Raw genomic sequence first — 26,047 nt, 5'->3', positions numbered from 1 at the left:
CCCCCCCATGCCCCCCACTCCCGAACCCTCCGCCCCGCTCCGCCGCCACCCGGCGGCCTTCGAACCGGCCACCCTGGCCCTGACCGTCCCCCTGTCCCTGGGAGGCGCGGTGATCGGCCTGGTGTTGATCACCACCCTCGGAGTGGCCGCCAACACCGCCGTCATCGGAGCCCTGACCGCCATGGCGGCCGGACGCTCCCGGCTGCCGGGACTGTCCCGCATGCGTGACCCGCACCGGCAGAACCTCGTGCAGTCGGCCGTCTCGGGCGCCACCTTCGCCGCCGCCAACTCCCTGCTGCTGCCGCTGGCGGTGCCGGTCGCGCTCGGCCGGCCCGACCTGGTGTGGCCGCTGCTGGCCGGCGCGGTCGTCGGCCTCGCCGTCGACAGCTGGATGCTGTACCGGGTCTTCGACTCCCCTCTGCTGCCCGCCGACGCCCCCTGGCCCAGCGGCGTCGCCGCGGCGGGCACCATCGAGGCCGGTGACCAGGGCGGCCGCAAGGCACGCGTGCTCGGGCTCGCTGCCGTCGTCGGATTGGCCGGAGCCCTGCTGAGGATGCCGATGGGCGCCGCGGGTGTGGCCTTCCTCGGCACTCCCTGCGCTCTGCTGATGTTCGCCGCCGGTCTGCTCGTCGCCCAGTACGCCCCCGGCCTCCTGGGCACCGACCTCGCCGCCCACCACGTGCCGCACGGCGTCATGATCGGCGCGGGATGTGTCGCGCTGGTGCAGACCCTGCGCCTGCTGCGCCGCGGCGACGGCCGAACGGCCCCCCCGTCCGACAGCCCTGGACCCTCCGGGACGGACGACGACCGCTTCCGGCCCGACCGGCGCACGGTGGGCACGCCCCGACTGCGCCGCAGCCTGGTCCACGGCGGCCTCCTCTTCCTCCTGGGTGCCGTCCTCGTCGGTCTGACCGGCGGGATCGGCGTCCGGATGGGCTGGGCGGGACTGGTGGCCTGGAGCCTCTTCGCCGGACTCGCCGCCCTGGTGCACCAGCTCATCGTGGGGCTGACCGCCATGTACTCGGGGTGGTTCCCCGCCTTCGCCCTCACCCTGGTGTTCATGATCGCGGGACTGCTCCTGGGCATACCCGCGGAACCCCTCGCCCTGCTCGTCGGATACGTCGCCAGCACCGGACCGGCCTTCGCCGACATGGGCTTCGACCTCAAGGCCGGATGGCTGCTGCGCAAGGGCGCCGTGCCGTGGCAGCCGTACGAGAAGGCCGGACGCGGACAGCAGTACCGGGCGCAGCTGGTCGGCTTCGCCGTCGCGGTGCTGGTGGTGGCCGCCACCTGGCCCGTCTTCCTCGCCGACGGCCGTGTCCCGCCGGTCGCCCGCGTCTACGCCGACACCATCGCCACCGGCCTCACCGACACGGGGGCGCTCACACAGATGGCACTGTGGGCCGTACCCGGCGCACTGTTGCAGGCGCTGGGCGGGCATGAACGCCAGATGGGGCTCCTGCTCGCCACCGGGCTCCTGGTCGCCATCCCCGACGCGGGCTGGTTCATCCTCGCCGTCCTCGCGATCCGGCTGGCCGCCCATCACCGTCGGCGCCGCCGCAAGGACGGGGCCGAGGACACGTTCGCCCTCGTCGGAGCCGGTCTGGTGGCGGGCAGCTCCGTCCACGACGTCACCCAGGTCTACCGGGCCCTGTGACGCGGCGGACCCACGTGCGGAGCCGAAGACGCTCCTCCGCCCCGGCGCGGTGCCCACAGCGGCACGCGCCGCGCGGCGGCTGACGCGGCCAGGCAGCACCGCGCCACCGCCGGCGGCCGGCGGGACCAGGACCAGGACCAGGACCAGGACCGTTCCAGGCACGCGCACCCGTCGAACCACGCCCCACCGGATCCATCGTCGCGCACGCAGGCACCGCCAGGCCGGCTCACGGCTCTCACCCCCAGCACGCCGGGCCGCGCCGCGGGAACGACCGCGGCCGCACTCGGCGTCCTTTGCCGCCCGCCGCCCTCCCCGGCGGAAGGCATCTCACCACGGAGCGACGGAAAAGTTCGTCCGGGCTGTTGCAGTGCCGCACGTCTCGACATGTACCGGCAGAAGCAACGAGAGGATGCCATGTCCACTGAGGCCGAGGCCGGATACACCGAGATGTACCGGGCACACTACGACGACGTTCTGCGCTTCGTGCGCCGCCGGGCGCATCCGATGAACGTCGACGACCTCGTCGGCGAGACCTTCCTCATCGCCTGGCGCAGGCGTGGTGAGGTGCCCGAGCACTCCCGCCCCTGTTCCGCACCGCGCGCAACGTCATGCTCAACGCCGGACGCGGAATGAACGGAAAGTCCGCGCTGGTCGTGCGCATCCAGCAGGCAGAGGCCTCCATGACGATCGACGACGGCACTGACCGTGTCGACGACCGCCTGGCACTGGTCGACGCCTGGCAAAGCCTCCCCCAGGCCGACCAGGAGGTCCTCTCACTGTCCGTGTGGGAGGAACTGTCGGCGGCGGAGGCGGCCCAGGTACTCGGCTGCACCCGCGCCGCCTACTCCATGCGCTTGACGCGCGCCAAGCGACGTGTCCCCGAGGCGCTCGCGGCGCACCGCCACGACGACAGGACCGCTGTCGCCCTCGCGCACTGACCCACGCCCCACCCCGTTGATCCGAATCGAGGAAGTGCCTCATGCGAAACGACCTCTACTCCCGGCTGGCGGCATGAACCCGGCTCCCCGTCAGGAACCGACTCCTCTCGAGGAGAAGCGCCGTGACGACCTGCTCGACGACATCCGGCTGGACACCGGGACGTCCCGGCGCACCGCCTCCCGGCCCCTGCGCGGCACGCTGCTGCGGCGCGTCGCGTTCACCGGCGTGGGTGCGCTCGCCGCGGGTGCGGCGGTCGTCGCCCTGACCGGCGGTCTGCCCCTCAGCGGAGATGCCGGGACGTTCAGCTCCGCCCAGCTGGCGTCCTGGACGCCGCAGGCCGACCGGCTGGCTTCCGCCACGCCGGAGGGCCGAGCTGCGGAAGCCATCTGCCGTGAAAGCACCGGGGCGGGAGAACAGGGCAAGATCTCGCACACCGACCAGCGGGGCGACATCGCCTCCATGATCGTCACGGTGCCGGACGACGCCTACTACTGCCTCGCTACGGGTGACACCGGCCTGTCCATGGTGGTCGGCCCACCGACCGAGCCCGCCGCCACCGAGATCAACCTTTCCACTCTCGGATCGCGCGGCAGCGGCGGCCTCAGGGTCAACTACGCCCTCGGCGCTGTCGGTGACGACGTCACCGGTGTCACGCTGCACGAGGCGGGGAGCGACATCGTGGCTTCGGTCCTGGACGGGCGGTGGTCCGCCTGGTGGCCCAAGGGCAACCCGGACGGCACGCTCACCGGCGAGGTCACCCTCCACTACGCCGACGGCCACACCCGTCAGGTCGCCCCGGACAGCGTCGCGTTCGAGTAGGTCCCGAGGGAGGCGGGCCCCGTCGTGCCCGCCTCCCGCCCCGGCAGCGGGCCCCGTACAGCCCGGGCGCCGCACCCGCGAGGCAGCCTCCCCGGTGCGGGGCGCGCGATGCCCGAACGCTCCCGCTCACGAGCCGTCCGGTCGCCGACGGACGATCCGGACCGACGGGCCGGTCCGGAACCGTTCGGCCGGCCCCCACGAAGAGCCTGGCACCGCGGGTCCTTCTCCGAGGAGTCCACTGCCGAAAGAGATCCAGGCAGGCTTTTCCACTCAGTTCAGCTTCACGTACAGGCACGGTCACGAGGGTTCACCACAGTTTGGCTCCGGTCACTTGATCACCATGCGACTCAGGAGCAACGACCATGCCTCTCTCTCAACCCCACCAGTCCTCCTCCCCGGACAGATCCGAACACCCCGGCAGACGCCGCCTGCTGCAGGCCGCCGTCGCCCTGCCCGCCGCGAGCACGGCCGTCCTCGCCGCAGGCGGCACGCCCGCCAAGGCGGCGCCCGCCGCCCGATCCGGCCGACTCGACACCGAATCACCGCGCTTCGCCCTGGCGGTGCTGCCGGACACGCAGTACCTGTTCGACGCCGACAGCGCCGACCCGGAGCCCTTGCGAGCCACGTTCCGCTACCTGGTGAACCAACGCAAAGAGGCCAACGTCGCCTTCATGACGCACCTCGGTGACATCACCGAACACGGCACTCGCGAAGAGATCGATCTCGCTGCCGACACCTTCGACCTGCTCGACGGCCGTGTCCCCTACAGCGTCCTGGCCGGCAACCACGACATCGCCTCGGGCGACGACCAGCGCGGCAACACCCCCTACCTGGAGGCCTTCGGCCCCCGGCGCTTCGCTTCCGCCCCCACCTTCGGCGGCTCCTCCGCCGACGGCTACAACAGCTACCACCTCCTGCGCGCGGCGGGCCGCGAGTGGCTGGTCCTCGCCCTTGACTGGCGTATGTCCGCCTCGGGGCTGCGCTGGGCGCAGGATGTGCTCGACGCCCACCCCACCACTCCCGCCGTGCTGACCACCCACGACCTCGTGCGGGCCGACGACGACGGCGTCGCCCACCTGTCCGGCAACGGACAACGCCTGTGGGACTCCCTCATCCGGGGCAACGACCAGATCTTCCTGGCCCTCGGCGGGCACTACTGGCCCCCTGGCCGCACGGTCATGAAGAACGACGCCGACAACGATGTCCACCTGCACATCACCAACTACCAGGACCGCTACTACGGCGGCGCGGGCATGATCCGCCTCTACCACTTCGACCTGGTCCGCAACGTCGTCGACGTGGAGACGTTCTCCCCCTGGTTCCTCACCCGGGACGCCGCCGACCGGTCGCCGCTGGCCGCGGAGACGGTCGAACTGACCAGTGACGCCGACCGGTTCAGCATCGACATCGACTTCGACAAGCGTTTCCGGGGCTTCGCCCCGGCCGTCCCGCCCAAGCCGCGCCCGGCTTCGGCCGTCATGCCACGCGGCACGGTCGCCTACTGGCGGTTCGACACCTCCGGCGCCTCGATGCCACCGGCGGACGCTCCGGTGCCGGACGGCACCGTGGTGCGCGACCTGACCGGCAACGGCAACGACCTCAGCGTCAGCCGGCTGCACTCCAGCGGCCCCCGGGCGCTGACCTTCTCCACCGACCACCACCCCGGCCAGCCCGCGCACGCCAGCCTGCGCTTCGACGGCGGGCAGAACCCCGACCGGGGCGCCATCCTCACCACCGGCCCGCGCGCCCCCCTCAACAGGGAGAAGTTCCTGCACGGCTACACCATCGAGACGTTCATCAGGCTGCCCGATCCGTTCGAGGGCAATCACGCCTGGATGGGCATCCTGAGCTGGCAGGGCCGCAACGGCGACATCGGCAAGACCACTGGCTGGTCCCCGCTGGAGCCCACGTGCAGCCTGAACCTCTCCCCCGAGCGTTTCCTGCAGTTCGTCGTGTATCCGGAGCGGCAGGACGCCGACCCCACGTCCTGGAGCCACGCCCTGCCGGTGGGGCGGTGGACCCACGTCGCCGTCGTCAACGACGGCCGCCGCACGGTGGTCTACGTCGACGGTTCGAAGATCGCCCGCAACCCCGCCCAGCGTTCGACGGGCATCGCCACCCTGGGCAAGCCGTTCGTCCTCGGCGCCACCCAGTTCGACGAGAAGTTCGGGCAGGGCTTCTACGGCTGGATGGGCGACACCCGGATCGTCGCCCGCCCGCTGTCCCCCCGCCAGTTCATGGCCCCGGCCGACTGACCCGGCTCCCCCGCAGGACGTGGAAGGCGGTGGGGCACCGACACCGGTGCCCCACCGCCTCCGTGGCCGCGGCTCAGCGGGCGGACATCCCGGGACGCCCGGCACGATCGGGCTCCACGCTCAGCAGCTCGACCAGGCCGGACGCCACCTGCCGGTCGATCGTGGCCGGGACGGGCTGGGCGCCCGCTGTCAGGGCGTTGCCGACCCGGTCGGTGAGCGCTGCGAGGCTGCGCGCCTGGAGGGTGAGGCCGAGGTCCATGGCCTGGATGGGGTTGCCCTTGGCCGCCGTCAGGTTGATCATCTTGGTTCCGGCGAGAACGATGATCTCCCTGTCGTCGGCGAGGCGGTACACCTCCCGTTCCTGACCGCTGGAACCGGACCTCTCGACGGACACCGCACGGGCGGCCAGAGCCTCGGAATCCACCTCCCACGGCATATGCCCCACCCCCGCGATCACCGTGCCGTCGGCCAGCACGTCCAGTTCCGCCGCACCGATGACGCCGGGACGGCCGGTGGCCAGGAAGAGCAGCTGGGTCCGGGGCAGGAGGTCGCGCAGGTCACCGACCTGGTGACCCGCCATCAGCGCCTCAAGGGCCCGGTAGGGGTCGGTGTCCGCCACCGCGACACGGGCGCCCAGGTGAGCGAGGGTGTCGGCCACGCCCTGGCCGCAGGGACCGTAGCCCACGACCGTCGCACGCGAGCCCGGGATCATGAGGTTGGTGGCGTTCATGAAGCCCTGCACCACGCTCTGGCCGACGCCGTACTCGTTCTCGACGAGCAGCTTGAGCCGGCTGTCGTTGATGACGATCACCGGGAAGTCCGGCTGGGTCTCCCAGGAGCGGATGCGCAGTCCGCCGGTGGTGGTCTCCTCGGTGGCCCCGATCAGGCCGGGCATGCCACCCCGGGCGAGAACGCCCTCGATCAGATCGCCCCCGTTGTCCAGAATCAGGTCGGGCCGGGAGTCGAGGACCGTGGCGATGTTCCTGCGGTGCTGCTCCAGGTCGTCGGAGCGGTGACCGACGACGTCGACCCCGGCGGCGCGCAGCGCGTCGGCGGTCTCCTCCTGCGTGGTGCCGGGTGAACCGGTCAGGGTGACCTGGGCGCCCGCCTGCACCAGGTGAGAGACGAGCACGGCGGTCTTGGGCTCGATGTGCAGGCAGATCCCGATGCGCCGGCCCGCGAAGGCGGCACCGTGAGTGCGCATCGTGTGCGCCAGCAGGGGCATGTGGCGGGCGGCCCAGCGGGTGTCGTCGTGGTCGACGGAACGAGGGGCAGCGGGAAGTGAGGACATGTCGGTTCCTAGGCTGATCGTGACGAGTCGGGTGGAGCGGGCACACCGGTGCCCCGGAAGAGACCGACAGGTCAGCCGTAGAACTCGCTGCGGTACGAGTGATCGCCGAAGATGCACAGGCGGCGGCTTCTGCCGATGGTGTTCAACGGGAAGCCTCCTCTCCTGGCTCGGCACTGTGACAGCCCACAGCACTTGCCTACGCGACGTTATACGCATGACTTGGCTCCCGCAAGACCTCTGTCCCCGCCTGCTGCCGCAGCGGACGGGGCCCCTTCCGTCACAGGGCCGGACCGACGAGGACGGAGTTCCCGGCCTCCCCCGGAGCCTGAGGGATGACGCCCCCGACCCCCAGCAGGCGGGTGCTCCGCACGCCCTCGCCCCGCCGGAGACAGCCGGCCGTGCGCGCGAACGCGGCCCAGCGGGGTCGGCGCGACCGGGCGGACGACCCGCCTGGGCGGACGTGCCGTCCGTCCGGGACATCAGCGGGCGAGGGAGGCTGCGTCGCCCATGACGATCACAGGGTGCCGGTCGGGGTCGAGGGCCCGCAGCAGTTCCTTCACGTGCTGCTCGGCGAGGCTGACGCAGCCCTGGGTAGGGCCGTCGTGGTCCACGTGGAGCCAGATGCCGCCGCCGCGGTCCGCAGGGAGTCGTACGAGTCATACGTGTGATCACGGCCCGACCCTGGCAGTCAGTTATGAGGCTTCCGTGAGGGTCGACACTCTCCCGGAACCTGCGGAGCGAGAAGCCGCGTCCTGCAGGGCACATGCGGACGGTCGGGCCGACCGGTCGACGGCGCGGTGTCCGCCCTGCCGGCTCCGGACGGCGGGAGGCGCCGTCGCCGCAGATGCCGATCACGCCGCGCCCCTCCGTCATCCCGCCGTCCGGAGCGGCACGGCACACGGCGGGCACCACCACGCCCACGGCGAGGGAAGCTCTCACAAGCCGGACCAGCAACCCGTTGCTCAAGGACCTCCCGTGACTTCCGTTCGTAGACCGCTTTTTGACAGCTCGGCGTTCCGCACTCCATCATCATTTCACTAGCCGACTAGTGAAATGATGGTGACGGGGTGCAGTTCCGTATCGACAGACGGAGCGGGGTTCCCGCTTATCAGCAGATCGTTCAGCAGACGAAACAGGCGCTGCGACTCGGCGTACTCACTGCCGGGGACCAGTTGCCGACAGCCAAGACGGTCGCCGAGACCACGGCGGTCAATCCCAACACCACCCTCAAGGCCTACCGCGAGCTTGAGCGAGAGGGCCTGGTGGAGGCGCGACCGGGACTGGGGACTTTCGTACGACAGTCACTGGCCCGTCCGCAGGCAGGGATGCACTCACCGCTGCGCGGTGAACTGGACGCCTGGCTGGACCGCGCCGCCGAGGCGGGGCTCGATCTGGACGACGTGATGGCTCTGATCACGTCGGTGGTGGATGAACGGCATGGCAAAGGAGCAGCCGACGCCTCAGCCGCTGCAAACGTAACGACAGAAACAAGGGGACATTGGTGACGAGTCACAACACCGGCCACGGGGGACGGGCGGGCACGTCCGCCGTGGAAGCCCGCGGAGTGGGCCGGAAGTACCGCCGCGGCTGGGCCCTGCGAGACTGCTCTTTCCGGCTGCCGGCCGGACGGATTTGCGGTCTGGTGGGCCCCAACGGTGCGGGTAAGACCACGCTGATGGCCATCGCCGCGAACCTGCTGGAGCCGTCCACCGGTACCCTGCGCGTCTTCGGCGAAGCCCCGGAATCCGCGGAGGCCACTCGGCGGACCGCGTTCCTCGCCCAGGAGAAGCCCCTGTTCCGACGCTTCACCGTCGCCGAGACCCTGCGCATGGGCCGGGAACTGAATCCCGGCTGGGACCAGAAGGCCGCCGAGGCCATCGTCCGGGCGGGCAACGTGCCCTTCCACGCGAAGATCGGCACGCTCTCCGGCGGACAACGCACCCGGGTGGCCTTCGCCATGGCGTTCGGCAAGCGTCCCGACCTGCTGCTCCTCGACGAGCCCATGTCGGACCTGGACCCACTGGTGCGGCACGAGATGATGGGAACGCTGCTGTCCGAAGCCGCCGAACGCGGCACCACCGTGCTGATGTCCAGCCACATGCTCTCCGAGCTGGAAAACACCTGCGACTACCTGCTGGTCATCGCCAACGGCGGGCTGCGGCTGGCGGGTGAGGTCGACGAACTCCGCACCGCCCACGCCGTGGTGACCGGAGCCCACTCCGACGGGCGGGCGCCCGCGGAACTGGCGTATCACACCGTGGTGGAAACCCGTATCAGCGGACGCCAGTTCACGTCCATGATCCGCCCCGACGGCCCCGTCACCGGCCCGTGGCAGGCGTCCACCCCGGATCTGGAGGAACTTCTGCTCGCCTACCTGCGTTCGCCCGACGCCCCGCCGCTGATCAGCCCCAGCTCCTACGTGGACCCGGAGGTGGCGGCGTGAGCACGTTGACCAGCATCGGCAACGCCTCCTCCGGCTCGGCCCCGTCCGACGCCGGCCGTGACCGGGCCCTTCGGCTCCGCGGGGTGACCTGGCTCGTGTGGCGGCAGCACCGCGCCGCCTACTGGACCCTTCTGATCGGCGGCGTCGTCGCGACCGCCGTCATCGTCTACCAGCGCCAGGGGCTGGTCACCTACCTCGAGGGATACGGCTACCCCGGCGACCTGAAGGAGGGTTGGGAGCACCAGGCCCCCACTATGGCGCTGCTCAGGGCGGTTTCCGTACCCCTGAACTACCTGCCCGTTCTGATCGGGGTCTTCATCGGCGCCCCCCTCCTTGCCGCTGACCTGGAGAACGGCACCGCGAAGCTGGTCAGCACGCAGTCCACAAGCCGCGTCCGCTGGCTCACCACCAAGCTCGGAGTGACCGCCCTGATCGTCGGGGTGAGCACCGCGGCGGTCGCCGCGGCGTTCACCTGGTGGTGGTCCCCTGCCAAGTCGTCCAACTTCTTCCTGCACTGGGCCGACAAGGAGGTCTTCGACAACAGCGGACCCATGCTCACGGCGCTCTCCCTGTTCACCCTCTTCGGCGGCGTGGCGATCGGCATGCTGCTCCGCCGGATGCTGCTGTCCATGGTCGTCACCATGGGCTTCGCCGTCGTCGTACAAGTGGTCTGGGCATACTCCCGGATGTCGCTGGCGAACAGTGTCACGATCACCACCCGTGACGGGATGCAGAGCCCCCAGCCGGAAATGCCCGACGCCGCCTACGAGGTGGACACGTCCTATCTCACGAGCTCCGGTGACCTCCTCGGCCAGAGCACCTGCCAATCGTTGTCGGAGAAAGCCACCGAAGCCTGCGCTGCGAAGAAGAGCATCGTCGGGTGGTCGGTCGAATACATCCCGGTATCCCAGATGGCCTCCATGCAGTGGCTCGGTGCCTCGATCCTGCTGGCCCTGACCGCCGCCGTCGCGGCGTTCATCGTGCTCCGGGGCCGCAAGCGCGTCGTCTGAGCATCCGCCGGGCACTCCCTCCGGCCCGGTCCCTCACCTCCCGCTACGCGTCCGGGGCGGCCTCAAGCCGCCCCGACGCGGCTTGACGCTGCCCGAAAACCTGACGAAAGGCTTGAGTTGCCCCAGCACAAGCACAGGAAGAGAGCGGTCGCGACCGCGCCCTCGGCAGCCGCCCTGGCGGCGGCACTCGGCGCCGGTCTGCTGGCCGTCACCCCGGGCGGCGCGGCGGCCGCCCAGGACGCCCCGGACGCACCCCGCGCCGACGCCCCCGCCCGGACGGTCACCCTCGTCACGGGCGACCGGGTGACCCTCGACGCCAAGGGCAGGGTCACCGGCGTGGTGGCCGGCGAAGGCCGCAAGGGCATGGCCTTCCGCATCCAGCAGGCCGGGGGCCACGCCTACGTCGTGCCGCGCGACGCCGAACGGCTGATCGTGAACGGCACCGCCGACCGGCGGCTGTTCGACGTCACGCTCCTGACGCGTGAGCGCCACGACGACGCCCACCGCTCCGACGTACCGCTGATCGTCACCTACGACAAGGGCAGGTCCGTGTCGGCGAGCGCCCTGCGGGACGCGGGCACGACCGTCCGGCGGGATCTGCCGAGCATCAACGGTGACGCCCTGCGCGCCCGCAAGGACCGGGGCGCCGCCCTGTGGAAGACCCTCACCGACGCCGACAGCTCCGCGGAGGTCAGGAAGATCTGGCTGGACGGAAAGGTCAAGGCCTCCCTGGACAAGAGCGTGCCGCAGATCGGCGCGCCGGCGGCGCACCGGGCGGGCTACGACGGCAAGGGCGTCAAGGTCGCCGTCCTCGACACCGGCATCGACACCACGCACCCGGACCTGAAGGACCGGGTCGAGGAGGCGAAGAACTTCTCCACGGCCCCCGACACCGTCGACCGCGCGGGCCACGGCACCCATGTGGCCTCGACGATCGCGGGTTCCGGAGCCGCGTCTCCCGCCGGCACCGCGTACCGGGGTGTCGCCCCCGGCGCCCGGCTCCTCGCCGGGAAGGTGCTGGACGACTACGGCGAGGGTGACATCTCCGGCGTCATCGCCGGCATGCAGTGGGCCGTCGACCAGGGCGCCGACGTCGTCAACATGAGCCTGGGCGGCGACGACACCCCCGGCGTCGACCCCCTCGAACAGGCGGTCAACGACCTGTCGGCCTCCTCCGGCACCCTGTTCGTGGTGGCCGCCGGCAACGAAGGCCCCCAGGAAGGCACCGTCGGCAGCCCCGGCAGCGCGGCCGCCGCGCTCACCGTGGGCGCGGTCGACGGCCAGGACACCCTCGCGGAGTTCTCCAGCCGCGGTCCGACGATCGACGGGTTCCTCAAGCCCGACGTCACCGCGCCGGGCGTGGAGATCGTCGCCGCCAAGGCCGCCGAGGGCACCCAGGGCGACCCCGCTGCCGACGGCTACGTCTCCATGAGCGGCACCTCGATGGCGACCCCGCACGTGGCGGGCGCCGCGGCGATCCTGGCGCACCAGCACCCGGACTGGACCGGCCCGCAGATCAAGGCAGCCCTCACCGCCTCCGTGAAGCCGGCCGCCCGCACCTCCGCCTTCGCGCAGGGCACCGGCCGGGTCGATGTCGCCAAGGCGATCCCCCAGCAGCTCACCAGCAGCCCGACCACACTGAACTTCGGAACACAGTCGTACCCCCACACCGACGACCGACCGGTCGACAAGGAGGTCACGTACCGCAACGCGGGCACCGAGCCGGTCACCCTCGACCTGGCCACCGAGGCCTACGGCACGGACGGGAAGACCGCCGCCGAGGGGATGTTCACCGTCTCGCCGCGCCGACTCACCGTCCCGGCGGGCGGCGAGGCGACCGCCACCGTGACCACCGACACCCGCGTGGGAACGACCGACGGCAGCTTCGGCGGTTCACTGACCGCCACCACCAACGACGGCACCACCACGGCTCGTACCTCCCTCGGTGTCATCCGCGAGGTCGAGTCGTACGACCTGACGATCAAACACCTCGACGTCCGGGGCAAGGCGGCCGCCGACGGCTCGACCACCATCCACGGTCTCGACACCGACGTCTACACGAACGCGGCCGACGAACGCGACGGCGAGGCCACCCTCCGCCTGCCGAAGGGGCGTTATGTTCTGGACGGCCGGATATGGACGCCGGACACCGGGGGATCGCTGCTGTTCCAGCCGAAGTTCGCCCTGACCAAGGACACGACCGTGGTCATGGACGCCCGCAAGGCGAAGCCCGTCAGGATCACGGTGCCGGACCGCGCGGCCACGTCCGTGGGCACGGCGATCCACTTCCTCGCTCCCGACTACGGCTCCGCGTACGAGAACAGCTCCTTCGACGACGTGCGTGTCGGGCACCTCGGCGCCCGGGTGCCGGCCGCCGAGGCGTCCGTGATGTACCACGGCGTCTGGGCCAACAAGAGCGTCAACTACCGGCTGGCCTTCCATCGGACGGGTGATCTGTCCGGCTTCACCCGGAACTTCAAGCCCGCGGATTTCACCAAGGTCGAGATCGTGGCCGGGACGACCGGCAAGGGCAAGACCATGGCCCGCTACGCCTCACCGCTGATACACGGCGCCAGATGGAACTTCCTGGACACCACCGGCCGGCTGCCGTACACCGGCACCGACTACGTACTGCCCAACGACATCGAGTGGTCCCACGAGGTCATCCAGTACGGTGCCCCCGACGCCGAGGGCTCTCCGGTGAAGGAGAGCTCGCAGATGACCGAGCCGAGGACGTACGCGGCGGGCAAGGTCCACACCCACCGCTTCAACTTCGGCGTCTTCGGTCCGTCCCTCTCTTCCCACTCCGCCCCGACCGACCTCGACCATCCCCAGGCGATCCGCGAGGGCGACACCTTCTCGGCCTCCCTACCGCTCTTCTCCGACGGCGCAGGCAACAGGGGCTACTCCGAGCACACGAAGGCCAGGAGTTCGCTCCACGCCGACGGCAAGAAGGTCTTCGCCGTGGACACCCCACTGGACCACGTCTCGTACACGGTGCCCCGGGGCAAGCGCACGTACAAGCTCGCCACGGACGTCTCCCGCTCCGCGGCCCTGTCCACGGTCAGCACCCGCGTGACCGCCGCCTGGACCTTCACCTCGGCGCACGTCTCCGGTGACGCCCCCCAGCGGCTCCCCCTGACCGTCGTCCGCTTCTCGCCCTCCCTGTCGACGGCCAGTACCGCCAAGGCCGGTACGACCCTCACCGTGCCCTTCCGGCTCCAGGGCGCGGCGACCAAGGTCAGCACGCTGCGCAAGCTGGCCTTCGCCGTCTCCTACGACGACGGCAGGACCTGGAAGGAGACCACCGCCGTCGGCGGCGAGCACCTCAAGCTGCGCAGCCCCGCCAAGCCCGGCCCGGTCTCCCTCCGCGTCACCCTCACCGACGCCAAGGGCAACACCCTGACCCAGACGATCCACCGCGCCTACCGCACCACCGCGTAGGAGCGCACCACCCCACGAGAGGGCTCCGCCGGTACGCCGGCGGGGCCCTCTCGTGCACCAGGTCGAGCAGAGCCCGAACACGGTACGGACAGCACGCTGAGTGACATCGCGGGTCACTGCGAACCGATGCCGCAGACAGCCCGTAGTGGCGGCGAACGCCCACGCCGAAGGAGGCACGGCGTCGTGTGCCCGGCGGGCCACAGCACTCCTCCAGCGGCTTTCACGTCACACCGCGTGGCCCCGGCCGATGCCGGTCAGCACGACCGCCGCCCGCGGGCCGTCGTCCCGGCCGCGCGGCACCCGCACTCGCCGGCCGGTGCTTCCTCACCCGCCCTACCCTCCCGGCCCGCCCCTCGCGCCGGCCCAGGGCGATACGTCACGAGGGCCGATTCCGTCAGTCGGTGCCCCGGTGCCTCACGGGCGGTTCGCGTCCCTGTCCGGCTGCCGGCAAAAAACTCTGTTTCCCGGGCAACCCTGCGCGCCCGACGAAGCGTTCATGCGACGTGGGAGAACTTGTGAGATCCGGCCCCGCCCCGTCCCCTGCCGACCGACGGCCGCGTGCCGACCGGGCGCGGGCGGTGGGCTGCCGGTGAGGCTCAAGAAGGAGACCGTTGATCTCTCCTTCGAGGACTTCGCCCGTAGCGTGCAGCCGCGGCTGCGCCGCACTGCCTTCGTGCTCAGTGGCGACTGGCACCTCGCGGAGGACCTGACGCAGACGTGCCTGGCCAAGGTGTTCGCAGCGTGGGGAAGGGTCAGCCGGATGGAGTCACCCGACGCCTACGCCCGGCGCGTCCTGTACCGGAGCTTCGTCGACGAGACACGGCGCAGCCGTTGGCGGGAGTGGCTCGGCGCGTCGGCGGAGGTTCCCGAGAGGCCGTCGGCGGAGAGTGACCCGGTGCTGAGGATGACGCTCGTGCAGGCCCTGGGCCAGTTGTCGGCGGGCCGCAGGGCGGTACTGGTGCTGAGATTCTGGGAGGACTTGAGCGTGGATCAGACGGCCGAGGTACTGGGGTGCACCGCTGGCACCGTGAAGAGCCAGACGGCGCGCGGCCTGTCGTCCATGCGGCGTTTGCTCGGCGGGACGGCACTGGAGGAGGCGTCGGCGCACGGTGCCGGCGCGCGGGGCAGGTGGGAGTGGTGACGGCTCACCGGCATCACGAGGATCCCGGGACGGACATCGCCCGTGCCCTCGGCGACCTCGACCCGGGCCCCGAACCACCGCTGCGGGACCTGGTACCGGCGGCGATGCGACAGGGAGCCACGTTGCGCAGGCGCCGGCGGTGGACGGTCGCCGTGACCACGGCCGCGGCCGCATGCGTGGCGGCGGCGGTGGTCACACAGTCCCTTCCGGCCCCACAGGCTCACCCTCCCGCGACGCGCCCGGTGGTGCGGGCTCTCTCCGCCGCCGACCTGGCGGAGCTGATCCCTGACAGCTGGGGATCCGTGTCCGACCCTCCGTCCGACGGATCCGCAACGGGCTCGGGCCGCTACGACCTTTCACTGCAGCAGGAGGGCACGGAGCTCTCAGTCGCCATCCGACGCCCGACAGGAGAAGACCTCCTTCTCTCCGTCACCGTCACCCGGATGACTGGACCACATCCCCCGCGCTTCGGGGCCACTGACAGGCAAGACGGATGCGGCCCCACGGGCAACGCCCACACAGAAGTGGATCCCTGGGGCAAGGAGCTCAGCCTGTGCCCGGCATCCTTCCGAGCCGCGAACGGGGCCCGCGCCTACGAGTTGGTCGACACGCAGCAGGATGACGTGGTGGGAGTCATCCACCTGGCCGCCTCGGGCTGGGCGGTGGAGGTCGGCATCCGTCCCCTCTTCGTCACCTTTGATGACAAACCGCCCCCCATCTCGGCCAGAAGCCTCTACTCCCTGGCCTCCGACCCCCGTCTGCTGAAACTCGCCGTCGCCACCCGCTGAGCGGCACCGCGGCACCGCGGGACCTCCCGGGCCGCACGCCACCGGCGGGTGCGCGGCATCACCAGGCCGGCACGGACCCGTCCAGCCGGCCAGACCGAACACTGCAAGGAGAACACGTGCTCATGCGCAGCACTTCCGTCGGCAAGCTCGTCGGCGGGATCGCCGTCGTCACCGCGTTCGCGGCCGGCTGCGGCCCGTCCTCTTCGTCGGACGACGCGAACGCGCACGACCGGGCTGCCACGCCCTCCGCCGGGACCGCACAGGACGGGGCCGTGGCCCCGGCCGACGCCGACCCGGAAACCAAGAAGCTCTACCTCCTGGAGAACGCTGTCGCCGCGTGCATGAAGAAGCGGGGCTTCGAGTACCGGCCCCACGTCGCCGCTCCGAACACCAAGGCAGGCGGGAACGCGACCGACGGAAAGGACTACGAACTGACCAAGACGTTCCGGCAGAAGTACGGCTTCGGGATCTACTCGGCGGCCGTCTACCCGGATGACGCCGAACGGGTCGAAGGCACCGGCGGCATGGCCAACGACCCCAACTCCGCCTACGTCAAAGCCCTGAAGCCCAGCCAGCAGGCCGCCTACATCAAGGCGTTGACCGGCTCGGAGAACCCACTGGGCCAGTCGCAGGGGTCCAGCCTCGGCGGGTGCACGGGCGAGGCGAACAAGGAGGTCTACGGATCGGAGGCCGACCGGAAGCGTCAGTGGGAGGCACAGGAGGAACGCAACCGGCGCTCGGGCCAGGCGCTCAACGGTGACGAGCAGCTCATACGTCTCGCGCAGGATTACGCGACATGCCTGCGCGGCAAGGGCCTGACGGTGAGCAACACCCAGCCCACGGAAATCGGGGACACAGTCAAGTTCGGCATCAGCGCCGCGATGCCCGCCGAGGGCGTGGCCCAGATGGACCGGAAGAACGCGGAGAAGGCCCTGTCCCGGGAGATAGAAGCGGCGCTCGCCGACCTGGAGTGCGGTAAGGACTTCAGGTCGGCGTACTTCCCCAAGCTGAAGGCCCACCCCTACAGCGGAGGCCAGGGGTGACGGGACACGGACCGGTGAAGCCTGCGGGCGGACCGGAGACCGCCGACGAGCGGGGCGGCGGGCCGGACCGTGCCGCCAACCACCGGAAACGGCTGTCCGTACTGGTCGCGGTGGCGCTGCTCATCGGCGGCGGGGGCTGGTACGCGGGCACCCATGTGCGCTCGCCGGCGGAGATGGCCGCCTCCCAGCGCCCGCCGGACGCCGGCCCGGTCACGGTGCCGGTCGAGCGACGCCCGCTCGCGGCGACCGTCGTGGCGACGGGATCCGTGGAGTACGCCGCGCCGCAGAAACTGATGCTCTCCGGCGCGGTCGGCAGCGGCCCCTCGGACACGGACGAGACCGAGGGCGGCGAGCAGCGCGTCACCCGTGCCCCGCAGGCCGGACGCACGCTCAAGGAAGGCGACGTGCTGATGGAGGTCGACGGCCGCCCCGTCTTCGTGCTCCAGGGCAACGTGCCGATGTACCGGTCCATGACACCAGGCACGTCGGGGCAGGACGTGGTGCAACTGCAGCGTGCGCTGCGGCGGCTGGGCTTCGACCCCGGTACCGTCAGCGGGGTGTACCGGCAGGGCACGGCCGGAGCGGTCAGCCGCTGGTATCGAAGCAAGGGCTACCGCGCCCAGGAACCCGGAACCGCCGACCGGCAGCGGCTGGGAGAACTGCAACAAGCGGTCTACAGCGCACAGGAAGCGCTGCTGCTCGCGCAGGAAGAACAAACGCAAGCCGACACCCGGGAAACCGAGACGGGCGATGCCGGCGGCGTCAACGGAAGTCCCGAGACCACAGAAGTACCGGACCGGGTCAAAGAACTGCGGCTCACCGCGAAACGCGAGGCTCTGAAGACGGCCAACGAAGCACTCAGCGCCTTTCAGGCGAGCTTCGGCACCAAGATCTCCCCCGGAGAGGTGATCTTCCTGCCGCAGCTGCCGGTGCGTCTGGACAAGACGGCGCTGTCGGCCGGAGACGCGGCCTCCGGCGAGATAGGCACCACAACCAGCCCGGACATCGTGGTCCAAGCCGTCTTTCCGGCCGCCGACGCGGCACTGCTCACCAACGGTATGCCGGCGCAAGTGACGACGGCCGCCGGAACTGCCTCCCGGGGAAAGGTACGGGGCGTGACCTCCGCGGGCGCGGCCGGGAGTGCCGAGGAGACCGAGGGAGCGGCAGCCACGGGGGACGGAGCGGCGACGGACGGAGCGGCGACGGACGACGGCACGGCCGGCGAACCGGAAGGCACCGACCCCTCCGCTCCGCGCACCGTGGAGATCGAACTGTCCGACTCGCGTGCGCTCACCGATGAGGCCGGCTCCTCCGTCCGCGTGTCCGTCCAGGTCGACACGTCCGACGGCCCGGTCCTGGCCGTTCCCGTCGTCGGTGTGCACACATCCGCCGGAGGAGAGACACACATCCGGGTGGAGAGAGGGGAACGGACGGTCCGGGTCCGCGTCAAGGTGGGGGTGTCCGCGGGTGACCTCGTGGAGGTCACACCCGTGGGAGGGAACCTGGAGGAGGGCGACCGTGTGGTCGTGGGCACGTGAGCCCCGCCGGCCCGACGGACCGGGCGCCGCGCACGCACCCCGTGTCGACCCCGGCCCCTGGGCGCCCGTCCGCGACGGCACGGCCGTGAGCGACCCCCTGGGCGTACCCGTCCCGGACGGCCGCGAGGCGAAGCCCGTCATCGAGCTGCGCGACGTCGTCCGTACCTATCCCGGCTCCCCGCCCGTGCACGCCCTGCGCGGCATCGACCTCGTCGTGCGGCAGGGTGAGCACCTCTCCATCGTCGGCCCCTCAGGGTCGGGGAAGTCGACGCTGCTGCACACGCTGGGTCTCCTCGACCGGCCCACGTCGGGTACCTACCGGCTGGGCGGGGTCGAGACGACCGAACTGGGCGACGCGCAGCGTGCCGTGCTGCGCGGCAGCCGTATCGGCTTCGTCTTCCAGTCCTTCCACCTCCTGCCCCACCGGACGGTGGAGGAGAACGTCATGCTCGCCGAGCTCTACCACCGCCCTCCCGCCGGGACGTCGAGAAGCAGCCGCAGGAAACGGGCGCTGGCCGTCCTGGACCGCGTCGGCATGGGCCACCGCGCCGGATTCCGGCCGGTCCGGCTCTCCGGCGGGGAACGCCAACGAGTCGCGATTGCCCGCGCGCTGCTGACAGAACCGGAGATCCTGCTGTGCGACGAGCCCACCGGCAACCTGGACACCGACAACACGGCGGTGATCCTGGACCTCTTCGACGAACTGCGAGAACAGGGCGTGACGCTCCTCGTCATCACTCACGACGGCGAGGTCAGCCGCCGGGCCGGCCGGTCTGTCCGCATCAACGACGGTGTCCTGCGCGCCGAACGGGGCTGAGATGAGAGATGCCCGACCCACCCTGCCCCGGTCCCTCCGCCGGCGGGCGCGCACGGCCGCACCCGCCGGATCCGCGGGCCCTGCCGGCGGCGCGGACCGGCCGCGCATGTACGCGCGGGACGTATGGGCCGAAGCCGTCGCGGGCATGCTCGCGCGACCCGTGCGCGCCGCGCTGACGACCCTCGGCACCGTTCTCGGTATCGCGACCCTCGTCATCACGCTGGGCGTGGCCACGACAGCGGGCAGCCAGATCGTGGGCCGGTTCGACGCCCTGACCGCCACCTCGGTCACGGTCACCGTCCCCTCGCGGCCCCCGGGCCAGGAGGATGTCCTCGTGGACTGGTCCGGGGTGGAAGCGGTGCAACGGCTGGCGGGCGTGCGCTCTGTGGCGGCGCTGTCCGACTCCGAGAGGACGGCCAACATACCGGTGCGGTCCAACGACATCGTCACCCCTGGCGGGGACCCGCCGCGGAACCTGGCGGTGGTGGCCGCGACGACCGACCTGCCCGCGGCCCTGCGCGGCCGGGTGAGCACCGGCCGGTTCTTCGACCGGGGTGACATCGCCCGCCGGGAACGGGTGGCCGTCCTCGGCGACCAGGCGGCCCGCCTGCTGGGCGTCGAGCGGGTGGAAGGCTCACCCGTGATCTTCATCCAGGGGCAGGCGTACACGGTCATCGGTGTGATGGACGGGCTGCAACGCGAGAAGCGGCTGTCCGCCGCCGTCATCCTGCCTCCCACCACCGCCGAGGAGCGATTCGGGCTGCGGGACATCACCCAGGTCGTCGTCAACACGGTCATGGGAGGTGCCGCGCAGGTCGCCAGACAGGCACCCATCGCGCTGGCACCCGGCCACGCGGACGCCCTCTCCGTGACAGCGCCGCCGGACCTGTCGCACGCACGGAAGGCGGTCACGGGGGACATCAACGGCATGTTCCTGGCACTGGGGCTGGTGTCGCTGTTCGTCGGCGCCGTCGGCATCGCGAACGTGACCCTGGTGACGGTGATGGAGCGGGTCGGCGAAATCGGCCTCCGACGGGCACTGGGAGCCTCGCGCCGTCAGATCGCCCAGCAGTTCCTCCTCGAATCGGTGCTGATCGGCGGACTGGGCGGTGTCATCGGTACGTCCATCGGTGTGCTGACGGTGGTGTCCGTGGCGGCGGCCAGGCAGTGGACGCCGGTCATCGACCTCGGGCTGGCCCTGGGAGCCCCCGTGGCCGGTGCCGTGACGGGGCTCCTGGCCGGCCTCTACCCGTCCCTGAAGGCGGCGCGCATGCAGCCCACGGAGTCACTGCGCGGCCCCGCCTGACCACTCCGCCTGCCGGGGCACAGGCGGCTTCCCGCCCGCCGCGGGAGGCCGCCCACGGGGTGTCCTGCCCTGCCGCCGCCGCGACGCGAAAATCAGACGCCCCGTACATGAACCCGTGTGATCCGCATCTCGTAGTCGGACATGCATGCGTGCCGGGGGCTGTCACCGCTCGCGGCACGCCGGTTTCGACGATTGAAGCGAGGAACACAGTGGAACGAAGGCTTCTGACCCGCGGTCGTGCGATCGGTTCGGTGCTGGCGGCGAGCGCCGCGCTCGTGGGCGCCGGCGCGACGCCGGCCGCGGCCGACACTCCCACGGCTGGGGAACTGTGGGTGTGTGCCGAGGGGAGTTACTCCGTCGTGGCGCACGGAAGGTACATGATGCCCGAGGACGACGACACCGCCATCGGCCGGACCTTCCATTCGACCATCATCGAGCCCGGTGACCCCTGCTGGAAGATAACTGTCAATCCGACCCGCGAAATTCGGGTCAACGTCCGCAGGTATCCCAACGACCTGAGCATCAAGACCTTCACCTACCGCGCCAATGTAGGCCTGGTCGCCAAGGCGGTGGACACCGCGGACGGACCGGCCGTCTGGCGGTACAGCTTCTGACGGACCCGGTCCGGCCCCCTCTGCCGTGACCACCTCGTGCGCGGTGAGCGTCCGGGCACGGACGCGGAGTGCGCCGGCCGCAGGTACGACGGTGCCCCGCGTGGACGTGACCGGGAGGAACCGTCGGCCGTCATCGTGCGCGAGGTCATGAAGGCGGTCGCGCCACCGGCCCGTCGGCCCTGAGAACGGACGCCGGTGCCCGGCACCGGCGTCCGCCACGGAGAGGACCGTCGTGGCCGGTCCGCCGTGCGACCGGCCGATCACACGGCGGATCGGTCCGGCTCGCGGGCCGGGGCCTCTTCCGGGGGCCCCGGCCACGTGCCGGTGAGCCCGCGCGGTCGCCGACTCCACCGAGACGGCCTGGCCCAGGGCCACCACTGCGGACCCGCTCCCACCGCCGTCGCCCCCTCCACGACCGGTGGCGGACGCCTCACCGGCTGACACATCTCCCCGGCACCTACCCCATGCGAGCCGGTCCGCCATCAGAAGGTGCATCCCGTCAGTCCTCGTTCGGACTGAGCACTGCGGTCGGGCACAGGCCAGGTCATTCCAGCCCTCCGCGCCGACGGGGCGGAGGGTGAAGGGCATCCAGCGACTGACGGAACGGACGGCTGCGTCGTGGACAGCGGCGCGACGCCCATTCCGGCGCGAGCCGGTGAGCGCGTCACCACCGTGCGCATCCGATGGGCCACCACGTGAACCGATCACCGCATCACACCGTTGTGGAAGACAGCATGTCACCGACCTTCTCGTACCACCTCTTACGGAGGTTCAGACGATGACTCGGAACAACCTTCCTCAGCCGTCCCGGCGAGCCGTGCTGGGCGGTGTCTCGGCCGCAGCGCTCACCCTGGCCGTCGGAGCTGGCCCGGCTCAAGCCGGAACGAGGCATTCCTGGCCGACGCAGTTCCCGCTCCCCGACGGGTTCCTCCCAGAGGGCATCACCATCGGAGCGAAGCCCTACGCCTACATGGGCTCGCGGGCCAACGGCGCCATCTACCGCACCGACCTCAGGACCGGCAACGGCCGAATCGTGCACGCGGGAACCCCGGGCACTACGGCGATCGGCCTGAAACTGGACCACGACGGTCTGCTGTACGTCGCCGGAGGCGACGGCGGGACGGGGCGTGTCATCAACGCCCGCACGGGCGAACTGCTGCACACCTACCGGCTGACCCGCGCCTCGTCGACGTTCGTCAACGACGTCGTGCTGATCGGTGACCGGGCGTGGTTCACCGACTCCGTCAACGGGGTCCTGTACAGCGTCCCGCGTGACGGCCGTGGGCGCGTGCGCACGCTTCCCCTCACCGGGGACTGGGAGCAGCTCCCGCAGGCCACCAACTCGAACGGCATCGTGGCGACGCAGGACGGCCGCGGGGTGATCGTGGTAAACACCACGTCCGGCGCGCTGCACCAGATCTCCCTCAGGACGGGCACGACCTCGCGGATCACCCTTGAGGGCGGCGCGGGGTCGGTCGTCAACGGTGACGGCCTGGTGCGCATCGGCCGCACCCTGTACGTCGTCCAGAACCACTCGAACCTGATTAGCGTCTGGGAGCTGTCCCGGGACACGCAGCGCGCCAGACTGCGCCGCACCATCAAGGACCCGCGCTTCGACGTGCCGACCACAGCCGCCCGCTACGGCCATCACTTGTACCTGGTCAACGCCCGCTTCACCAGCCCTCAGGTCCCGGAGACGACCTTCACGGGAGTGGCTGTCCCACTCTGATCCAGTGCATGTGAGAAGCGGGTCAGCACACGTGGCGAGCGTGCTGGCCCGCTTCCCGGCGTCCGCGCGTGCGACGGTCTCCCCAGCCGAGCGGAACCCCGCCCAGGCACCCCGGTACGTCTTCCGGTGTCCGGGCCGGAGTGAGACCGGACCGGCACTGTCCGAGCCCCGCGGCGGGCAGGTGACACGGGCCGGGTACATGTCAAGCTCGACGACGACTCCAGAAGGCATCGTCCTCTCCGATGCCGCCCCGCCCACGGGCCGGCTCGTGGGAAAAGACGCACCTTGCCCGAACCGGCGAGGTTCCCCAGCCGTAGTGCCTCCTGACGGGGCCCACCCGGTGGTGCCGGGCCGCCGCGTTTCGACGCTCAGTCAGTGCAGAGATCGGCAAGGAGTCCCCACATGCTCTAGAACCCAGCGACGACGAGACGCGCATGAACGGCATCTGCGGGCCGCCGGGTGGCGTGTCCGCCCCACTCTGACCGCATGAGGCCGTGCCACCTCGGTGAGCGCGGTGTTGGCAGCGGGATCCAGCAGTGGCACCCCGCGGCCCACCGTCGCCGCAGGTCCGTATCCCCCCACCATCCGCCCATGTCAGAGCTGTCTCGCGGCACACCAGAACCGGACGCCGGGCTGGTGGCGCAGCGCTGAGCTCATTCCGCGCGGACTCACCCGACGTTCTGCCGGAGCACGGACGCTCCGTGCCTCTCCCCGCAGTGAAACGGCGCCGCTCGCCCCGGTGATGACGGCGCGCACATCAGCCAGGAAAGTGGAAACAAGCACATGACAACACCGAAGGACGACACGGCCAGGCGCGGCAACGGCGGGAGCCACAAGCTGACGCGGCGGTCCGCACTACGGCTCGCCGGGGTGGGCGGAGCGGCTGCAGGCGCGGTTACTCTCGGCCTGTGGGCGGCGACGACCGGCGAGGCGTCCCCGCCCGAGGCCGCCTCGGACAAGGAGCGCCTGTCGCTGCTGCGGCCCGGTGACGCGGGCTTCGCCGAGGAGAAGGCGGCTTTCAACCTGACCGTCACCCACGATCCGGAGGCCATCGCGCTGCCCAGGACGACCGAGGAGGCTGCCGCTGCCGTCCGTTGGGGTGCGCGCCGCCGCCTCCCGGTGGCGGTGCAGGCCACGGGTCACGGCATCGGGGTACCGGCCGACGGGGCGCTGCTCGTGAACACCCGTCACATGACCGGGGTGCGCATCGACCCGCGGACCCGTACCGCCCGCATCCAGGCCGGCACCAAGTGGGCCGAGGTCGTCAAGGCCGCCGCCGAGCACGGGCTCGCGCCGCTCGTCGGATCCGCCCCGGGCGTGAGTGCCATCGGTTACGTCACGGGCGGCGGACTGCCCGTCTTCGGGCGGGCGTTCGGCTACGCGGCCGACCACGTGCGCCGGTTCAGCATCGTCACCCCCAACGGGACGGTGCGCGAGGTGTCGCCCTCCCGGTACCCCGACCTGTTCTGGGGCGTCCGCGGCGGCAAGAGCAACTTCGGGCTCGTCACCTCGATGGACGTGGAACTGTTCCCCATCCGCACGCTCTACGGCGGCACCCTCACCTACCCGGGTGCCCTGGCCCCGCAGTTGCTGCGGGCCTACCAGAACTGGTCGGCCCGGCTGCCGGAGAAGGCGGCGTCGGAGTTCACCCTGGCGCGGATGCCCGACCTGCCCAGCGTGCCCGAGCCGCTGCGAGGGCAGCTCCTGGTCAACATCCGCTTCGCGTACCTCGGAAGCGTCAAGGACGGGGAGCGACTGCTGCGGCCGATGCTGCTCGGGCAGCCGCTGGCGAACACCGTCAAGGAGCTGCCGCACACCCGGATCGGCGAGGTCTACAACGACCCGACGACGCCCATGCCCGCGTGGGAGCGCACCGGCCTGGTCCGCCGCCTCGACGACCGCACCGTCGCGCGGCTGCTGGCCCTGGCGGGGCCCGGCGTCACGCTGCCGCCCGGTGCTGTCAGCATCCGCCAGCTCGGCGGCGCGCTCTCCCACCGTCCCCGGCACGCCAATGCGATCGGCCACCGTGACGCCGGGTTCACCTTCTTCTCCGCGATGCTCGCGCCGCCCGACGCGGGCGCTCAGTTGCGCCAGGTGCAGCAGAAGCTGATGGACGGGATGGGCGACGTGCTCACGGGCGGGGCGTTCCCCAACTTCCTCAACTCGCTCGACACGACGCCCGACGCGGTACGGGCTGCGTACACGGTGCAGGACTGGCGCCGGCTGAGGCAGCTCAAGCACCGCTACGACCCGCGCAACACGTTCCGGATCAACCACAACATCCCTCCGCGGGGCTGATGGCCGCCTCCCACGGGTCGCGGGCCTGACCGGCGCCCTGGCGCTCCGGGAGCATCGATGAAGCATGTCTCTGTCCGGCGCCCTGGCGCCGGACAGGGACATGCCGTGCTGAGCGTGTCCACCCTCAGGATCTGTGACGGCGACGAACCGCGTGACGGACAGGAAGGATGCGGCACTTACGACTACGCGCCCGGACCGTAGCGGACACCGGTTCGCACGAGGACGACGAGGTCGATCGCGTGCGTTCCGACTGCTTGTAGCCCGTCGTGACGGCGTCGAGCGCTTGATGAAGGTGAGGGTCGGGCTGTGTCGTACCCCTCGAGCCAGCCGCTGCCGAGGGTGTGTGAGGGCCCGCAGTCCTTGGTCTGTACGGTGAGCAGTGGGCTTTTGTCGGTGTTCGGTGTCGTGCGCGGGGTGGTCCGGGCTGGTGGGGTGGGGGGTGCCCGGAGTGGCTCCGTGGCGGCGGAGCCCGGACGCGGGAAGGGTCAGTCCCCCAGGAGCACCCCGCGATCGGCCAGGAGTCTGCGCAGTTCCCGCATGGCGTAGTAGGACCGGGACTTCACCGTCCCCGCCGGGATGCCCAGGCGTTCCGCGGCCTGGGTGACCGTGTACCCGCTGAAATACATGAGCGTGATCACCTCACGCTGCTGCCCGGGCAGTTCGGCCACTGCCTCCGCGACCACCCGCGCGGTCAGGACACGGTCCGACTCATCCGCGGAAACGGTCTCCTGCACATCGGACAACTGCGTCTCGACCGGCCGGATCCGGCAGGCCCGGTGATGATCGATGACCAGGTTGCGCACCACGGTGAACAACCACGGCCGTGCCTTGTCGATGTCCCCGTCGAACATGGCACTGTGCCGCCACGCCCGGGCGAAGGCCTCCTGCAGCAGGTCCTCCGCACGGTGCCAGTCA

The 26,047-nt window shown here is 71.0% G+C and carries 20 protein-coding genes and 1 pseudogene; 18 read left to right on the top strand and 3 right to left on the bottom strand.

What is annotated here, in order from left to right:
- The first annotated feature begins 7 nt into the window (after nucleotides 1-7).
- The 5 genes from KUM32_RS27015 to KUM32_RS27000 all read left to right on the top strand — a co-directional run bounded on the left by KUM32_RS27015 (nucleotide 8) and on the right by KUM32_RS27000 (nucleotide 5,670).
- Nucleotides 8-1,657: an OPT family oligopeptide transporter gene (locus KUM32_RS27015; RefSeq protein ID WP_217144573.1), complete on the top strand. Its 1,650-nt coding sequence runs from the start codon at nucleotides 8-10 to the stop codon at nucleotides 1,655-1,657.
- 414 nt (nucleotides 1,658-2,071) lie between these two features.
- Nucleotides 2,072-2,290, top strand: coding sequence for an RNA polymerase sigma factor (locus KUM32_RS43870; protein WP_254406195.1), 219 nt, complete (start codon nucleotides 2,072-2,074; stop codon nucleotides 2,288-2,290).
- Nucleotides 2,287-2,595, top strand: coding sequence for an RNA polymerase sigma factor (locus tag KUM32_RS43865; protein WP_254406194.1), 309 nt, complete (start codon nucleotides 2,287-2,289; stop codon nucleotides 2,593-2,595). The genes KUM32_RS43870 and KUM32_RS43865 overlap by 4 nt, the downstream gene beginning before the upstream one ends.
- Before the next feature lie 73 nt (nucleotides 2,596-2,668).
- Nucleotides 2,669-3,415 carry a hypothetical protein gene (locus KUM32_RS27005; RefSeq protein ID WP_217144570.1) on the top strand — a complete coding sequence of 249 codons (747 nt, stop codon included), beginning with the start codon at nucleotides 2,669-2,671 and terminating at the stop codon, nucleotides 3,413-3,415.
- Nucleotides 3,416-3,777: 362 nt separating this feature from the next.
- The gene (locus KUM32_RS27000) at nucleotides 3,778-5,670 is read left to right on the top strand and encodes a LamG-like jellyroll fold domain-containing protein (protein WP_217144569.1); all 1,893 of its coding nucleotides are present in this window, start codon (nucleotides 3,778-3,780) and stop codon (nucleotides 5,668-5,670) included.
- 73 nt (nucleotides 5,671-5,743) lie between these two features.
- Here the strand turns inward: KUM32_RS27000 and KUM32_RS26995 are convergent, their stop codons facing one another.
- Together KUM32_RS26995 and KUM32_RS26990 are read right to left on the bottom strand one after the other, a co-directional pair.
- On the bottom strand, nucleotides 5,744-6,961 hold the full coding sequence (locus KUM32_RS26995) for an adenosylhomocysteinase (RefSeq protein WP_217144568.1): 1,218 nt from the start codon (nucleotides 6,959-6,961) through the stop codon (nucleotides 5,744-5,746).
- Nucleotides 6,962-7,440: 479 nt separating this feature from the next.
- Nucleotides 7,441-7,608, bottom strand: a pseudogene (locus tag KUM32_RS26990) (L,D-transpeptidase family protein); the annotation flags it as partial.
- A 420-nt stretch (nucleotides 7,609-8,028) separates the two neighbouring features.
- Here KUM32_RS26990 and KUM32_RS26985 point away from each other — a divergent pair.
- The 13 genes from KUM32_RS26985 to KUM32_RS26925 all read left to right on the top strand — a co-directional run bounded on the left by KUM32_RS26985 (nucleotide 8,029) and on the right by KUM32_RS26925 (nucleotide 25,132).
- Nucleotides 8,029-8,466 carry a GntR family transcriptional regulator gene (locus KUM32_RS26985; RefSeq protein WP_217144567.1) on the top strand — a complete coding sequence of 146 codons (438 nt, stop codon included), beginning with the start codon at nucleotides 8,029-8,031 and terminating at the stop codon, nucleotides 8,464-8,466.
- A complete protein-coding gene (locus KUM32_RS26980) occupies nucleotides 8,463-9,404 on the top strand; it encodes an ABC transporter ATP-binding protein (protein WP_217144566.1) in 942 nt (313 codons plus the stop codon). Before KUM32_RS26985 ends, KUM32_RS26980 begins: the two co-directional genes overlap by 4 nt.
- Nucleotides 9,401-10,414, top strand: coding sequence for an ABC transporter (locus KUM32_RS26975; protein WP_217144565.1), 1,014 nt, complete (start codon nucleotides 9,401-9,403; stop codon nucleotides 10,412-10,414). Before KUM32_RS26980 ends, KUM32_RS26975 begins: the two co-directional genes overlap by 4 nt.
- A gap of 117 nt (nucleotides 10,415-10,531) precedes the next feature.
- The gene (locus KUM32_RS26970) at nucleotides 10,532-13,858 is read left to right on the top strand and encodes a S8 family serine peptidase (protein WP_217144564.1); all 3,327 of its coding nucleotides are present in this window, start codon (nucleotides 10,532-10,534) and stop codon (nucleotides 13,856-13,858) included.
- A gap of 589 nt (nucleotides 13,859-14,447) precedes the next feature.
- Nucleotides 14,448-14,999: a SigE family RNA polymerase sigma factor gene (locus KUM32_RS26965; RefSeq protein WP_308408730.1), complete on the top strand. Its 552-nt coding sequence runs from the start codon at nucleotides 14,448-14,450 to the stop codon at nucleotides 14,997-14,999.
- 524 nt (nucleotides 15,000-15,523) lie between these two features.
- On the top strand, nucleotides 15,524-15,787 hold the full coding sequence (locus KUM32_RS26960; protein ID WP_217144562.1) for a hypothetical protein: 264 nt from the start codon (nucleotides 15,524-15,526) through the stop codon (nucleotides 15,785-15,787).
- A 122-nt stretch (nucleotides 15,788-15,909) separates the two neighbouring features.
- Nucleotides 15,910-16,830: a hypothetical protein gene (locus KUM32_RS26955; RefSeq protein WP_217144561.1), complete on the top strand. Its 921-nt coding sequence runs from the start codon at nucleotides 15,910-15,912 to the stop codon at nucleotides 16,828-16,830.
- Nucleotides 16,827-18,368, top strand: a complete 1,542-nt coding sequence (locus tag KUM32_RS26950) for a peptidoglycan-binding protein (protein WP_308408729.1) — start codon at nucleotides 16,827-16,829, stop codon at nucleotides 18,366-18,368. Before KUM32_RS26955 ends, KUM32_RS26950 begins: the two co-directional genes overlap by 4 nt.
- 85 nt (nucleotides 18,369-18,453) lie before the next feature.
- Nucleotides 18,454-19,185, top strand: a complete 732-nt coding sequence (locus tag KUM32_RS26945) for an ABC transporter ATP-binding protein (protein WP_308408728.1) — start codon at nucleotides 18,454-18,456, stop codon at nucleotides 19,183-19,185.
- 106 nt (nucleotides 19,186-19,291) lie between these two features.
- Nucleotides 19,292-20,491 (top strand): ABC transporter permease, encoded by a 1,200-nt coding sequence (locus tag KUM32_RS26940; protein ID WP_254406192.1) that lies wholly within the window; start codon nucleotides 19,292-19,294, stop codon nucleotides 20,489-20,491.
- 359 nt (nucleotides 20,492-20,850) lie between these two features.
- Entirely contained in the window at nucleotides 20,851-21,105 is a 255-nt protein-coding gene (locus tag KUM32_RS26935; protein WP_217144559.1) for a hypothetical protein, read from the top strand.
- Nucleotides 21,106-21,883: 778 nt separating this feature from the next.
- On the top strand, nucleotides 21,884-22,834 hold the full coding sequence (locus KUM32_RS26930) for a superoxide dismutase (protein ID WP_217144558.1): 951 nt from the start codon (nucleotides 21,884-21,886) through the stop codon (nucleotides 22,832-22,834).
- Between the two features lie 783 nt (nucleotides 22,835-23,617).
- Entirely contained in the window at nucleotides 23,618-25,132 is a 1,515-nt protein-coding gene (locus KUM32_RS26925) for an FAD-binding oxidoreductase (protein WP_217144557.1), read from the top strand.
- Nucleotides 25,133-25,617: 485 nt separating this feature from the next.
- On the opposite strand, the gene KUM32_RS26920 is transcribed toward KUM32_RS26925, so the two are convergent.
- Nucleotides 25,618-26,047: sigma-70 family RNA polymerase sigma factor (locus KUM32_RS26920; RefSeq protein ID WP_217144556.1), on the bottom strand; the 430-nt coding region annotated here is incomplete at its 5' end.

It is taken from the genome of Streptomyces sp. AC627_RSS907, from assembly GCF_019049165.1.
Note: the sequence above shows the minus strand (reverse complement) of the source record. Positions and strands in the feature narration are given on the sequence as shown.